We start from the raw sequence: 13,432 nt of genomic DNA on the forward strand, positions 1-13,432 counted from the left end.
ATATTTTAAAATATAATATCATCAATGATGTACCTGTCTTTCTTTTTAGCTACTTTTAATTGTATGCTATCATATCTGTTATCATAAAAGTCAAAAAGATACACATTATATCTTTTTGAATTTATCTTCTTTACCTTAATAGAGTCCAACCATTCTATGAAGATATCTTGGGCTTTTACAATAGGATCTGCACTTAATTCATCTGAATTTACTTTCCGTATTAATTTACTTGATAGAAACTCCCTTTCTATTTCCCTTAATTCTTCTTCGCAAAACTCCCTGTTATCAAGACAAGGCATTTTATCTTGCTGCCTGATATACTTGTCATAAAATTCTAAAATCATTTTTGTAGCTTCATCAGTTTCTTCTTTAGGCACTTGAATTGGTGCAATTGTATCTTTTTCTACTATGGTATCTCTTTTGATAGAGGAAATAGTAGCTGTACTATCATCGAAAGATGACACTTGGGTGTTGCTATTGTTACAAGAAAACAACAATAAACACGCTGAAATAAAATAATAAATCTTTACCATCTGAATATTTTAAAATATAATATCATCAATGATGTACCTGTCTTTCTTTTTAGCAACTTTTAATTGTATGCTATCATATCTGTTATCATAAAAGTCAAAAAGATACACATTATATCTTTTTGAATTTATTTTCTTTACTTTAAGAGAATCTAGCCATTTTATTGTATAGTCCTGTGCATTTACAATAAAATCCATATCTCTATCTTCAGTGGGCTGTATTTTTTTTATTAATTTATTTGATAAATATCTTTTCTTAATTCTTCTCAATTCATCTTCACAAAACTCCCCTTTACCATGACAAGGCATTTTATCTTGTTGCCTGATGTACTTATCATAAAATTCCAAAATCATTTTTGTAGCTTCATCAGTTTCTTCTTTAGGCACTTGAATTGGTGCAATTGTATCTTTTTCTACTATGGTATCTCTTTTGATAGAGGAAATAGTATCTCTAATATCATCAGAAGATGATACTTGGGTATTGTTATTGTTACAAGCAAACAACAATAAATACACTGAAATAAAATAATAAATCTTTACCATCTGAATATTTTAAAATATAATATCATCAATGATGTACCTGTCTTTCTTTTTAGCTACTTTTAATTGTATGCTATCATATCTGTTATCATAAAAGTTAAAAAGATACACATTATATCTTTTTGAATTTATCTTCTTTACCTTAATAGAGTCCAACCATTCTATGAAAATATCTTGGGCATCTACAATAAAATCCATATCTCTATCTTCAGTAGGCTCTATTTTTTTTATTAATTTATTTGATAAATATTTTTTCTTAATTCTTATCAATTCATCTTCACATTTTTTCTCTTCTTCATATAAATCAGAGCACGGTATTTTATCTTGTTGCCTGATGTACTTATCATAAAATTCCAAAATCATTTTTGTAGCTTCATCAGTTTCTTCTTTAGGCACTTGAATTGGTGCAATTGTATCTTTTTCTACTATGGTATCTCTTTTGATAGAGGAAATAGTAGCTGTACTATCATCGAAAGATGACACTTGGGTGTTGTTATTGTTACAAGAAAATAACAATAAACACGCTGAAATAAAATAATAAATCTTTACCATCTGAATATTTTAAAATTGAGGTTTCTATTTAGCTACATACTAATTGACTTTAGGATAATTCCTTTCATATTTTTTAATACATCTCCCCATTGCTCGCTTGATAACAATGTTGCTTGAACATTTCCAATCTATTATTCAGTTTGAACTTTAATAAAATAATAATCTAAATAATCTCTCATATAATCCTCTATCCATTCTTTTTGTAATCTATCATTAGATAGTAGGTTGTAATAGGCTTTCTTTAAATTTTTATTTGACACATTATATAATTTATAACATTTAGACACTATCAAATAACCATTATAATAACTATTCTGAACACCTTCAAATCTCTTTTTGTATTTGTTGTGATAAGTCTCTAACACCTTCTTTATTTCTTCTTTTTCGAAAAATCGGGGTAATGGTTCTAGATGATTAAATGTGGTTGTGTAGTTATCTTCAAATGTTTCTGTGTATAAATAAGTATCATTACAATTACAAAAACCATAAAAAACGAATTGTTCAAAAGATTTACTATCGTTTTGTAATTTTAAGTACGTCTTACTAATCAGTTCTTTGTTTTGAGCATTACAAAAAATGCTAAAAAAGACTATTATAATGTTTAACAATTTCATATTCAATTATTTTAATTGAGGTGTCTATTTAGCTACACACTAATTGACTTTGGGAAACGGGAGAACGCTCTACAATTCTTTTCATTAATTTGTTAAAGATAGTCTCTTTGCTTTGTGAGCGATTGATTCTAAAACTATACTCAGCTAAATAGCGGTCTATGTTAAATTCTGATACCCAAGAATATATACCTCGTAATTTGCGACAGCAATATCCATCTTCCCACTTTAAAGAAGCTAGATATTCTTCGCAATCTAAGTCTGTTTTAAAGCGTTCAGTAAACTCTAAGAGGCTTTGTCCCTTAAATAATTCCATAATACATTAATTTTCAGAGTGCAAATATATGAAATTATTTTAACACCTCAATTAAATAATTAACAAATTAATAAATTCCCCAGTGTTTACTTTGCAAAAGGCTTTTTACAACATCTGTTTGTTGGGCTGGGCTTAGTTTAATATTAGCCACAGCACCAACTTTATTTGTGGGTAAGGCTTTAATAAAGTCGAGAAGGGCAGTACCCATAAGCCCTTTACCATCTTTTGCAAGCTCAAGTAATACCCAATATAACTTAGTATTTTCTTGTATGTTTATGCTCGTAAGGGGAGCTTCTGAAGCGTGTAATATTGCAAGATTAGGTTGCTTAGAAAGGTCTAAAGTAGTGATATTGGTGTTGTTAATTTCTAAACGGACAAGTTGCGGGTTTTGGCTAAGGTCTAAGCTATGGATACTTTTACATCTGTTTATAAGTAATTCTTTAAGATTTGTAAATGCTTTAACATCGAAGACAGGAATAGCAGTGGTTTCGGTTATATCCAAAAAAGAAAGATTAGTAGGGAGAGTGCTATTGAGCATAGTATGACTATCCAAAGATAACGCTGTTATATGCTCTAAGTTTTTAATAGATGGAAGTTTATTATTTTCAACCAATAACTTCCTCAAAAAAGGGTTATGACTAATATTCAAGTCTGTAAGCTCTAGGTATTCGCAAAATAACTCAATAACTTTACCATATATTCTAAAAGTTTGAGATTTTAGGGTATAATTAAGATAACCTTCGAACTTTGGTAGAACATCTATCCCTTCGTCCCATTTACCATTGTTGTTGAAGTCAATCCAAAACCCTTTTTTGTCTATTTTATCACCATCAATAAAAAAGCTTATTATTTCTCCTACTTTTTTCTCGGTAGTAAGCTGTATATAGTTTGTTGTATCAAGTCCAGTAGGATTGATAGGCTTAGCAGGGGTAGTGAACTCCTGTGCGGGATACTCAGTAGTGTTACCTGCTTTGTCCCATACCTTTACCCATACGCGGTAAGTAGTTTTCTCGGTAAGCCCTGTAAGCTTATAAGTGCTGAAAAGAGCTTTTGGGGTACCGCTATTTTTCACCTCACTACTACCCCTCATCTGCCATAACAGCTGATAAGTGAGCTCTTCAGCATCAGTTTGCCCATCAGTAGTTAGATCCCACGTAATAGTAGTGGTATCAAAAGCAGTAGTTTCAATTTTGGTAATAGTAGCCAGTATAGGAGATTCAGTATCAATTGAGTTGTTATCATTTTTTGAGCAACTGATAACAACTAAGGCTACTATCATCAATAACAGATAAGTACCTTTTTGAAGGTCTTTTATTAGTTTCATATTATTTCATTTATTATAGCAAATACGATAGGTATCGTATTCATTTTTAGGCGACAAAGATAATAAATAATTACGAATTACGAATTACGAGTTACGAATTACGAAATTATTACGAATTATGAATTATGAAGAGAGGTATTAGCCCAAAGACGTTTGTTCTACTTAGAGAGGAGGATTTGTAAAAACGGTTTTTTATAAAATAAAATGTTTTTCTATGGAATTTAAGGATAAAAATATAAAAAAGGTTGCTCAGCGTTTGCTAAACAACCTTTGTAACTCATAACTCATTATTTGTAACTTGTTATTATTTTTTCTTTTTATTCTTCACTTAAGGATTGATAACCCGGACCACAACTGCCTTCATATTCACATTCTGATAAATAATATTCGGCATAAGCGGCTTTATCCCACCATTCTTTAAACTTTGGCAGACCGAAATACTGTTTTTCCTTTAACCAACGGTCATTTCCATTTAAAAAATAACGCAATCGCCCCATCGGAAAATAAATGAATAGAGGTGTCTATTTAGCTACATACTAATTGACTTTGGGAAACGGGAGAACCCTCTACAATTCTTTTCATTAATTTGTTAAAGATAGTATCTTTATTTTGTAAACGATTAATTCTAAAACTGTATTCCGCTAAATATAGGTCTATGTTAAATTCTGATACCCAAGAATATATACCTCGTAATTTGCGACAGCAATATCCATCTTCCCACTTTAAAGAAGCTAGATATTCTTCGCAATCTAAGTCTGTTTTAAAGCGTTCAGTAAACTCTAAGAGGCTTTGTCCCTTAAATAATTCCATAATACATTAATTTTCAGAGTGCAAATATATGAGATTATTTTGACGCCTCAAAAAATATTTTTCAAGGTATTTGGTAATGATTTAGAAACCTAATTTTGAAAAAGCCTGTCCAAATCATCTAAGACTCTGTCTTCTCTTATCTTCCTGTCAAAAAAATAATCCTCTTTGTATGAGCTAATTATATTATTTTTTGTAGTTTTGCATTTTAAATTCAACTTTGTCTCAAAGGATCCGCCTCACAAGGCACTTCGGTTGTTTTCTTGTAGGAAAAACCAATTCTGTTAAGTAAATCAGCCATTCCTTGTGGAGTATAGGTAACTTCAAAAGTGTCTTTAACCCATTGAGATACTTGTTTTGCATCTGTATAAAGATGTGTGCGTAACTCTTGTTTTAAGGATTCTATTTGAAAAATATTAAGCAGACCTTGATAACCTCTATAACGATTCTCAAGGAGTTTATCTAGTCCTCCTTCAAGATATAAGGAACGATAACAATAAATAGTAGAAATATCTATACCTAAGCAATCAGCAACAAAAATAGGAGTATTGCCCATAGAAAGCATCAAAATACAGGTAACTCGGGCATAATCCGAGCGACCTTGCAAGTTGCGTTGGAGCTTTCTAAGTTCCTCTATTTCTGTTGGTGACAGTGTTAGTTCCATAGACAGTGCAAAGATAATAAATCTTTTATTTATTCGCAATCTAAATTTGTTTGACTATAATAGATAATAGACACTAAAATGTACCATATAATGAAATACGTATTATATATAATAAGTGTATTTTTCCTAATCACGGCGTGTAAAATGGAAAAAACAGAGGTAAATCCTTCACAAGAGGAAGAAAAAAAAGAAATTATAAGTGAAGATTCTCTTATAGCGGCTGATCGTATTTTTTATAGAGATAGCTTAAAATTTGTAAATATATATCCTAATTCAGAAGAAGGGTATGGTTATTTAAATAGGAAACCAGCTAACTTGAAGGTTTATAAAGTAAATGAAGTTAGTGTTTTTCCAAAATTTGGATATTACGTAAATCTCTCTATACCTTATAGGCTTAGTCAAAAAGAACCACTCCTTACAAAGAAAGAGATAAATAAGCAAAAATATTATTTCTCCCTAACAGGAAAACGCAAAGAGCAAATATTAGAACAATTACACCTAAAACAAACTGATACAGTGTATGCTTATAGTATAAAAAAGGACAAACTGGATACGTATTTAATAAAAGATTTAGAAATGATCGCTTACAATCCTATTGAGATAATAGAAGGAAAAATAGAAGAGAAGTATTTTGATGTTGGTTTATTATTAAGTTATAGCGAAGAAGTAGATACCTCATATAAAGGAAAAGAATATGATTACGCATCTATTGAGGATGGAAATATATTCCAAACGGGAAAAATAAAAAGAATAGAAAGCGTGAAGATAAAAAATATAGATATTCCTTTTCCTATCAATTACAGTTTATTGGACAAATATGCTTACTATGAATATCCTATCTCTCTTCATATAGATAATACATATAAAGGAAAAATAAATAATGCTGACTTTTATATGCAAGCCTTTTCCAATTGGGATAAGCTCAATGAAAGATGGGATGAAAGAATGATTTACTTAATGATTGTTAAAGATAATAAGAAAGTAATAGAGCGTGTTTTTGGTGGAAATGGTATCGCAACCGTATGGATGTATAAAAATTTTTATATTGGTAATTTCATTAAGGGAAAACCAGATATTATAGAAAATATTGTATTTTACTCCTATGATCATTGGCTAACTTTCCTTTCAGAAAATGAGCCTCCCATATTTGTATTGAGTAGTTATGAGGAAGAATATAAAGATTTCTATCAGGGGTTAGAGTTTTTAAAATAAAATTATTGAGATGTCTATTTAGCTACATACTAATTGACTTTGGGAAACGGGAGAACGCTCAACAATTCTTTTCATTAATTTGTTAAAGATAGTATCTTTATTTTGTGAACGATTAATTCTAAAACTGTATTCCGCTAAATATCGGTCTATGTTAAATTCTGATACCCAAGAATATATACCTCGTAATTTGCGACAGCAATATCCATCTTCCCACTTTAAAGAAGCTAGATATTCTTCGCAATCTAAGTCTGTTTTAAAGCGTTCAGTAAACTCTAAGAGGCTTTGTCCCTTAAATAATTCCATAATACATTAATTTTCAGAGTGCAAATATATGAAATTATTTTGACACCTCAATTAATAGTTAATTAAAGTTCATATAGTTAAGGGGATCTACAGGATAGCCCTCATGCCAGAGTTCAAAATGTAGGTGGCTCCCAGTGGAGAATTCGCCGGTATTTCCTACTTTAGCAATTACCTCTCCAGAGCTTACCCTATCTCCTTGTTTCTTAGTAATGGAAGCGTTATGCTTATATATGGAAACGAAATTATTAGGATGTTCAATGATAATCACAAAGCCTGTTTGTGCAGACCATTCTGCAAAAACCACCGTACCATTACTTACCGCTTTGACAGGGGTTCCTTCAGAGGTGGCGATATCAATCCCATAATGGTGCTTATCGGTCTTGAATTTACTAGAGATAGTTCCCTGAGTGGGAGGGAAGAAGGTTTTGTTCTTAGAGGAAGAAGAGGCGGCGTCAAACACACTATAACGTTCTTCTTCTGCTACTTCTGCACGTAATTTCATTTCCTCTTCACTGGCTTGTAGGTCTGTCTCCACGGGAATCTGCTGTACGGAGTTCAGAACGGAGTCCTTGTTAATCTTATCAGGATGAATATCTCCTGTAAGAACTTTCTGTAAGGAAGCAAAATAAGCTTCATTGCTATTGATACGCTGTTGTAAGGAATCCGTATGAAAGGTAAGATCTACGATACGTTTCTTAAGGTCAGCCTCTGAGAACCCCAAGATATATTGTCTTAGAGGAGAGTAGATAATGACCAATGAAGTTAGTGTAATGAGTAATATAGCAAAAAGGCTACTATATACGAATACGTTCAACCGATTGAGACGAAAGGTAGCCACATCTTCTAAAGTGTTTTCGTTCATAATGGCTACTCTGTACTTGAAAAGCCACTTACCACGTAGGCTCTTACGTTTTTTCTTAACTTCCATTGAATGATATTTTTACTAAAAAATCTAATTTATTTGATTTAAGTTGGGGAGGATAATTCCCCCCTAATAAGTAAGCTGCCAAACAGCTCGGGAGTATCCCACTACACTATGTCAGGAGTAACTCTACTCCTAAAAACTATGAAAATACATTGTGTAGTTTTCTCCATAAGCAATCCTAAGCACTCATTAGGGTATTGAAATATTTTTTTGCAAAGGTACATCAAAAATATGAGTTTTTATTACAGATATAAAAAAAATCTCGTATCTTTGCCCTCAAAAAAAGTTATGTTAGCAAGCCATATTTTCTTAGGGATGATAGGTGCTCCCCAAGTAATCATTATTATAGCAATAGCCCTTTTGTTCTTTGGAGGTAAGAAGATTCCTGAGCTTATGCGTGGCTTAGGAGGGGGAATACGTGAGTTCAAGGATGCAATGAAAGATGAAGAGAAGCCTGCAGAAAACTCCTCAAAAAAAGAAGAACAAAAAAAATTGGAAGAGAAAAATAATTAATTCTAACCATTAAAAATTGACACTCAACATTACATCATGTTAGAAACTTTCGTTCACTCTTGTATAGGGCTGAAGGGAAGTTTTTGCAATTAATAGATTGATAATTAACTATTATTCATTATGACAATATTAAAATCTCAAGTTATAGAAGCTCTACGTAAGATTACTTCTCCTGGAGAGGGAGGAAACCTCATTGATACAGGAGTGGTTAAGAATATTGTTATCTTTGGTGATGAGGTCGTAGTGGATGTAACGATTTCTAATCCTACCCTACAGGCTAAGAAGAAGATAGAGGTTGAGATTATGAAGGCTATCCATGCAGAAGTACATGAAAAGGCGAAGGTAAAGGTAAATATTACTGTAGAAGCTGCTCCTACAGTAGAGAAGAATGAGATAAAGGGCAAGCCTATTGAGGGAATCAGGAATATTATTGCTGTTGCCTCTGGTAAGGGAGGCGTGGGAAAATCAACGATTACAGCCAACTTAGCCATTGCCTTGCGTAAAATGGGATTTAAAGTAGGACTTTTGGATGCGGATATCTATGGACCTTCTATTCCCATGATGTTTGATGTACAAGAACAACGTCCAGTTTCTGTGGATATAGAGGGACGTTCTAAGATGGAGCCGGTAGAGAATTGTGGGGTCAAAATCCTTTCTATAGGTTTTTTCACACATCCTGACCAGGCAGTGATTTGGAGAGGTCCTATGGCAAGTAAGGCGCTAAATCAAATGATCTTTGATGCCCACTGGGGCGAATTGGACTTCTTACTCATTGACCTACCTCCAGGTACAGGAGATATCCACCTTAGTATCATGCAAGCCTTGCCTATTACAGGAGCGATAGTAGTGAGCACTCCTCAGAATGTGGCTCTCGCAGATGCTCGTAAGGGGATTGCTATGTTCCGTCAGGAAACGATTAATGTACCCGTATTAGGGCTGGTAGAGAATATGGCTTATTTTACTCCTGCAGAATTACCTGAAAACAAATATTATATCTTTGGTAAGGAAGGAGTGAAATCCTTAGCAGAGCGTACGGATACCCCACTCCTTGGTGAAATTCCTTTGGTGCAGAGCCTTCGTGAGTCCGGTGATGTAGGACGTCCTGCTGCTTTGCAAGAGGGAACACCACTAGCGAAAGCCTTTGAAGAACTTGCCCGAAATACAGTGGCTGAAGTGGTAACTCGTAATCAATATCTTGCCCCTACAGAAGCGATTAAGATTACTACTATGGCTGGTTGTAGTCCTAAGAAAAAGTAATTTATCTAAATTTTTAAATATAAATGCACGAAGTAACCGCCTACTGGGAAGGAGATATGCAATTCACCTCCACCAATCCTAGTGGAAATTCTTTTTTTATTGATACTACTCCTGAAAATGGAGGTGGAAACAATGGAATGCACCCAAAAGCTCTTATGCTTTCCGCTCTTGCTGGATGTACAGGCTTGGATGTCCTCTCTTTGCTTAAGAAAAAACACATAGAGTTGGATAATTTCACCCTTGATGTGAAGGGGAAGCTCGCTAAAAATCATCCTCGAACGTATGAGGAAGTAACTGTATGTTACTTTTTTGAAGGAAAGGATTTGGATATAGAACAAATCACTCATGTAGTGGGCCTTTCTGTTGAGAAATATTGTGGGGTAATTGCTATGTTCCGCCAGTTTGCTACAGTTCATATTCAATTATTCTTTAACGGAGAAGAATATCCTTATAATGCCGAATAAGCTGGTTTGGGATTTCTTACCTATCCCCATGCAAGAGGAGATAGAAACTCTTTCCCAGACCCTTTTCTCAAGCACCCTCCCTTGGCAGAAAACCATTGCTTGCCTGCTCCTACAACGAGGTATTCATTCTTTTAAACAGGCAAAAGAATTCTTTAATCCTTCTTTAGAACAACTTCATAATCCTTTTGTAATGAAGGATATGGATAGGGCAGTGGAGCGCATTCTTCTGGCTATAAAGCATAAGGAGAATATTCTCATTTATGGTGATTATGATGTGGATGGTACTTGCTCAGTGTCTATATTATATCTATTTCTTTCTAAAGTTTATCCAAATGTAAGCACTTATGTTCCTGATAGATATAAGGAAGGATATGGCATATCCTTTCAAGGGATAGATTATGCAGTGGATAATGATGTAAGCCTTATTATCACCTTGGACTGTGGTATTAAGGGACATGAGAAAGTCCAATATGCTAAGGGAAAGGGGATAGAGATGATCATTACTGATCACCATACTCCCGCCGAAACTTTGCCTGAGGCAGTAGCTGTGCTCAATCCTAAGCGAGCGGATTGTACTTATCCCTATAAAGAACTTTGTGGTTGTGGGATAGGATTTAAGCTTATACAGGCACTCTGTAAGTCCTTACAACTTCCTTCCCATACTCCTTATGAATTTTTGGATTTGGTGGCCTTGGCTACCTGTGCAGATATAGTACCCATCACAGGGGAGAATCGTGTACTGGTTTATTTTGGCTTGCGCCAAATCAATGAGCAACCTTCCCAAGTGATGACATTGCTTTTGGCTTCCGTACCTCCTCCTATACAGGTAAGGGATTTGGTATTTGTAGCAGCTCCGCGTATTAATGCAGCAGGGCGTATGGCACACGCACAGAAGGCAGTGGATTTCCTTACCCAGAATGCTTTGGAGGAAGCCTCCTGCTTGGAATTCTTAAACCATAAGCGTAAGGGAGCTGATGAGCAAATTACTCAAGAAGCTCTTGAGCAAATTGTGAGCAATCATGAAGAAGAGGCTTCTGCTACAGTGGTCTTTTCCAAAGATTGGCATAAGGGCGTTATTGGTATTGTTGCTTCTCGACTTACTGAAACTTATTATCGCCCTACGATTGTCTTTACTCAAAGTGGAGATGTACTGACTGCTTCAGCTCGTTCAGTGAAGGGGTATAACTTATATGAGGCACTCTGCCAATGTAGAGATTATCTGCTCCAATTTGGTGGACATACGGCAGCAGCAGGGATGACTCTCTTGCCAGAGAACTACCTTCCTTTTAAAAAAAGGTTTCAAGAAATAGTCGCCCAAACGCTCCCTGAAGCACTTCGTAAGCCTGCAATTACCCTTAGTGTTGAGATGCCTTTGAAGGAAATAACTTTACCTTTCTATCGTTGTCTGCAGCGCTTTGCTCCCTTTGGACCTAAGAATATGACCCCCATCTTCTTGGCTTATGAGGTAATTGCTAAGAATGTTTTCCTTATGGGGAATGAAGGGAGTCACTTGCGCATGACTCTTACAGACTCCTCTCTAAGGCAGGAGTTTGAGGCTGTTGGCTTTGGGTTGGGGCATAAAAAATCTATTGTGGAAAAAGGACAGCCCTTTACCATCGCTTATGAACTTTCTCAAAATACGTGGAAGGGTACTACTTCCTTGCAATTGGTTATAAAGGATATAATGCCAATGATAAATATGGGTAATAATTAGAGTCTTAATCATTATAATACTAAAATAACAGAAAATTACACAAGGAGAGCTTCATGGTAGGTATTTGCACTATTTTTCTTGGGCTGAATAAGATTCCTACAAGAAGGAAAGAATCGTAAAAAAATGAAGTATAGATTTTTTCTATACTTTTATAGATTTTCTTTAAAAAATAGAATGGTTATAAATTTCTGTTTCATGGAAAAAAACACAGGAATAAAGCAAAAAATTCCAAAGAGAATAAGTATTTTTGCAAAAGTTTTTAACCTTTGTAGTCATGGAACAAGAAACTTTCCGCAATTCCATAGGAACCGTAGATGATAAAGGGAAACGCGTGTGGGTGTATCCTAAGAAGCCAAAAGGGCGCTATTATCGTTATCGCAAATATGTAAGCTATGTATTACTCACCATCTTTTTTGTATCTCCTTTTTTAAAAATAGATGGGAATCAGTTTCTTCTTTTTAATGTTTTGGAAAGGAGGTTTAATATCTTTGGATTTCCTTTCTGGCCTCAGGATTTCTACCTCTTTGTGCTTTCCATGATTATAGGCTTGGTTTTTGTGCTCCTTTTTACCGTAGCTTTTGGGCGAATTTTTTGTGGTTGGATCTGTCCACAGACGATTTTCTTAGAAATGGTTTTTCGCCGAATAGAATATGCTATTGAGGGAGATCGCAATGCGCAAATAAAGCTTGATAAGCAGGCTTGGAATGCTGAAAAAATACGTAAGAAGGGACTTAAATGGCTCATATTCTTCTTTATATCCTTTGTGTTTGCCAATGTTTTCTTAGCTTATCTCATTGGTAGTGATCAACTTTTGGTAGAGGTCAAGGAAGGACCGCTGAAACATTTTAATACCTTTATTGCATTATTAATATTCACAAGCGTCTTTTACTTTGTTTTTGCTTGGTTTCGTGAACAGGTATGTATTATTGCCTGTCCTTACGGACGCTTGCAAGGGGTGTTATTGGATAATAAGTCTATTGTAGTAGCATACGACTACAAGCGAGGAGAAGGTGAAAAAGGACGTAAAAAATTCCGTAAAGGAGAGGATAGAAAGGTACTTGGGAATGGAGATTGTATAGATTGTTTTCAGTGTGTACATGTGTGCCCTACCAATATAGATATCCGTAACGGAACGCAATTGGAATGTGTGAACTGTACTGCCTGTATAGATGCCTGTGATGAGGTTATGGAAAAGTCGGGGATGCCTAAGGGTCTCATACGCTTTGCCAGTGAAGAGGAGATTACTAAGAAAGAAAAATTTAAGTTCACTGCCCGTATGAAGGGGTATGCCTCAGTGCTAACGATCCTTGTAGGAATCCTAATAGGTTTATTATTCTTGCGTAGCGATGTGCAAGCTAATATATTACGTTTACCAGGACAGCTCTATCAGAAGGATGGAGATATGATCTCCAATGTATATACTTATAAGATTATCAATAAAACTACTCAAGATTTTGATCATATTTCGTTCAAGATAGTAGCCCCTAAAGAAGCTACTATAGAAGTGGTAGGTAATCAGGATATAGCCTTAAAAAAGCAGGGAATGGCAAGCGGTACTCTTTTTGTCAAGATACACCAAGCTTTTATTACAGAGAAGAAACTTAAACTTAAGATAGAAGTTTATAGCGGGGAGAATCGTATAGAAAGTACAACTACTACCTTTTCAGGACCTATTGTATTCTAAGGGGAGGAAGGGTTTG

Annotated in this window: 16 protein-coding genes and 1 pseudogene; 6 read left to right on the forward strand and 11 right to left on the reverse strand. The window is 34.6% G+C overall.

What is annotated here, in order from left to right; all coding sequences use genetic code 11:
• Positions 1 to 5: 5 nt before the first annotated feature.
• The 9 genes and pseudogenes from VJJ03_RS01270 to VJJ03_RS01310 all read right to left on the reverse strand — a co-directional run bounded on the left by VJJ03_RS01270 (position 6) and on the right by VJJ03_RS01310 (position 5,344).
• Complete coding sequence (locus tag VJJ03_RS01270; protein WP_323973347.1) at positions 6 to 533, reverse strand: helix-turn-helix domain-containing protein; 528 nt, start codon at positions 531 to 533, stop codon at positions 6 to 8.
• A 9-nt stretch (positions 534 to 542) separates the two neighbouring features.
• Entirely contained in the window at positions 543 to 1,073 is a 531-nt protein-coding gene (locus VJJ03_RS01275; RefSeq protein ID WP_323973349.1) for a DUF3828 domain-containing protein, read from the reverse strand.
• Positions 1,074 to 1,082: 9 nt separating this feature from the next.
• Complete coding sequence (locus tag VJJ03_RS01280) at positions 1,083 to 1,622, reverse strand: DUF3828 domain-containing protein (RefSeq protein WP_323973351.1); 540 nt, start codon at positions 1,620 to 1,622, stop codon at positions 1,083 to 1,085.
• A 131-nt stretch (positions 1,623 to 1,753) separates the two neighbouring features.
• Entirely contained in the window at positions 1,754 to 2,236 is a 483-nt protein-coding gene (locus VJJ03_RS01285; RefSeq protein ID WP_002680302.1) for a hypothetical protein, read from the reverse strand.
• Positions 2,237 to 2,264: 28 nt separating this feature from the next.
• Positions 2,265 to 2,549 (reverse strand): hypothetical protein, encoded by a 285-nt coding sequence (locus tag VJJ03_RS11480; RefSeq protein WP_416377836.1) that lies wholly within the window; start codon positions 2,547 to 2,549, stop codon positions 2,265 to 2,267.
• A 67-nt stretch (positions 2,550 to 2,616) separates the two neighbouring features.
• On the reverse strand, positions 2,617 to 3,873 hold the full coding sequence (locus VJJ03_RS01295) for a fibronectin type III domain-containing protein (protein WP_323973353.1): 1,257 nt from the start codon (positions 3,871 to 3,873) through the stop codon (positions 2,617 to 2,619).
• Between the two features lie 317 nt (positions 3,874 to 4,190).
• Positions 4,191 to 4,370, reverse strand: coding sequence for a hypothetical protein (locus VJJ03_RS01300; protein ID WP_009744907.1), 180 nt, complete (start codon positions 4,368 to 4,370; stop codon positions 4,191 to 4,193).
• Between the two features lie 196 nt (positions 4,371 to 4,566).
• Positions 4,567 to 4,683, reverse strand: a pseudogene (locus VJJ03_RS01305) (IS1595 family transposase); the annotation flags it as partial.
• Between the two features lie 211 nt (positions 4,684 to 4,894).
• Positions 4,895 to 5,344 carry a helix-turn-helix domain-containing protein gene (locus tag VJJ03_RS01310; RefSeq protein WP_236013446.1) on the reverse strand — a complete coding sequence of 150 codons (450 nt, stop codon included), beginning with the start codon at positions 5,342 to 5,344 and terminating at the stop codon, positions 4,895 to 4,897.
• A gap of 144 nt (positions 5,345 to 5,488) precedes the next feature.
• Here VJJ03_RS01310 and VJJ03_RS01315 point away from each other — a divergent pair, with 144 nt between their 5' ends.
• Positions 5,489 to 6,556 (forward strand): hypothetical protein, encoded by a 1,068-nt coding sequence (locus VJJ03_RS01315; protein ID WP_323973355.1) that lies wholly within the window; start codon positions 5,489 to 5,491, stop codon positions 6,554 to 6,556.
• A gap of 18 nt (positions 6,557 to 6,574) precedes the next feature.
• Here the strand turns inward: VJJ03_RS01315 and VJJ03_RS01320 are convergent, their stop codons facing one another.
• Together VJJ03_RS01320 and VJJ03_RS01325 are read right to left on the reverse strand one after the other, a co-directional pair.
• Positions 6,575 to 6,859, reverse strand: a complete 285-nt coding sequence (locus VJJ03_RS01320; RefSeq protein ID WP_304288141.1) for a hypothetical protein — start codon at positions 6,857 to 6,859, stop codon at positions 6,575 to 6,577.
• A 58-nt stretch (positions 6,860 to 6,917) separates the two neighbouring features.
• Positions 6,918 to 7,787 (reverse strand): M23 family metallopeptidase, encoded by an 870-nt coding sequence (locus VJJ03_RS01325; RefSeq protein WP_009744916.1) that lies wholly within the window; start codon positions 7,785 to 7,787, stop codon positions 6,918 to 6,920.
• A gap of 285 nt (positions 7,788 to 8,072) precedes the next feature.
• Here VJJ03_RS01325 and tatA point away from each other — a divergent pair, with 285 nt between their 5' ends.
• The 5 genes from tatA to ccoG all read left to right on the forward strand — a co-directional run bounded on the left by tatA (position 8,073) and on the right by ccoG (position 13,416).
• Positions 8,073 to 8,297, forward strand: a complete 225-nt coding sequence (gene tatA / locus VJJ03_RS01330) for a twin-arginine translocase TatA/TatE family subunit (protein ID WP_040357916.1) — start codon at positions 8,073 to 8,075, stop codon at positions 8,295 to 8,297.
• Positions 8,298 to 8,417: 120 nt separating this feature from the next.
• Positions 8,418 to 9,554, forward strand: a complete 1,137-nt coding sequence (locus VJJ03_RS01335) for an Mrp/NBP35 family ATP-binding protein (protein ID WP_323973358.1) — start codon at positions 8,418 to 8,420, stop codon at positions 9,552 to 9,554.
• Between the two features lie 23 nt (positions 9,555 to 9,577).
• Entirely contained in the window at positions 9,578 to 10,018 is a 441-nt protein-coding gene (locus tag VJJ03_RS01340; protein WP_323973360.1) for an OsmC family protein, read from the forward strand.
• A complete protein-coding gene (gene recJ, locus VJJ03_RS01345) occupies positions 10,008 to 11,732 on the forward strand; it encodes a single-stranded-DNA-specific exonuclease RecJ (protein WP_323973362.1) in 1,725 nt (574 codons plus the stop codon). The genes VJJ03_RS01340 and recJ overlap by 11 nt, the downstream gene beginning before the upstream one ends.
• 274 nt (positions 11,733 to 12,006) lie before the next feature.
• Positions 12,007 to 13,416, forward strand: coding sequence for a cytochrome c oxidase accessory protein CcoG (gene ccoG / locus VJJ03_RS01350; protein WP_323973364.1), 1,410 nt, complete (start codon positions 12,007 to 12,009; stop codon positions 13,414 to 13,416).
• The last annotated feature ends 16 nt before the right edge of the window (positions 13,417 to 13,432 follow it).

The sequence above is a fragment of the Capnocytophaga sp. G2 genome (assembly GCF_035282625.1).
GTDB lineage: Bacteria > Bacteroidota > Bacteroidia > Flavobacteriales > Flavobacteriaceae > Capnocytophaga.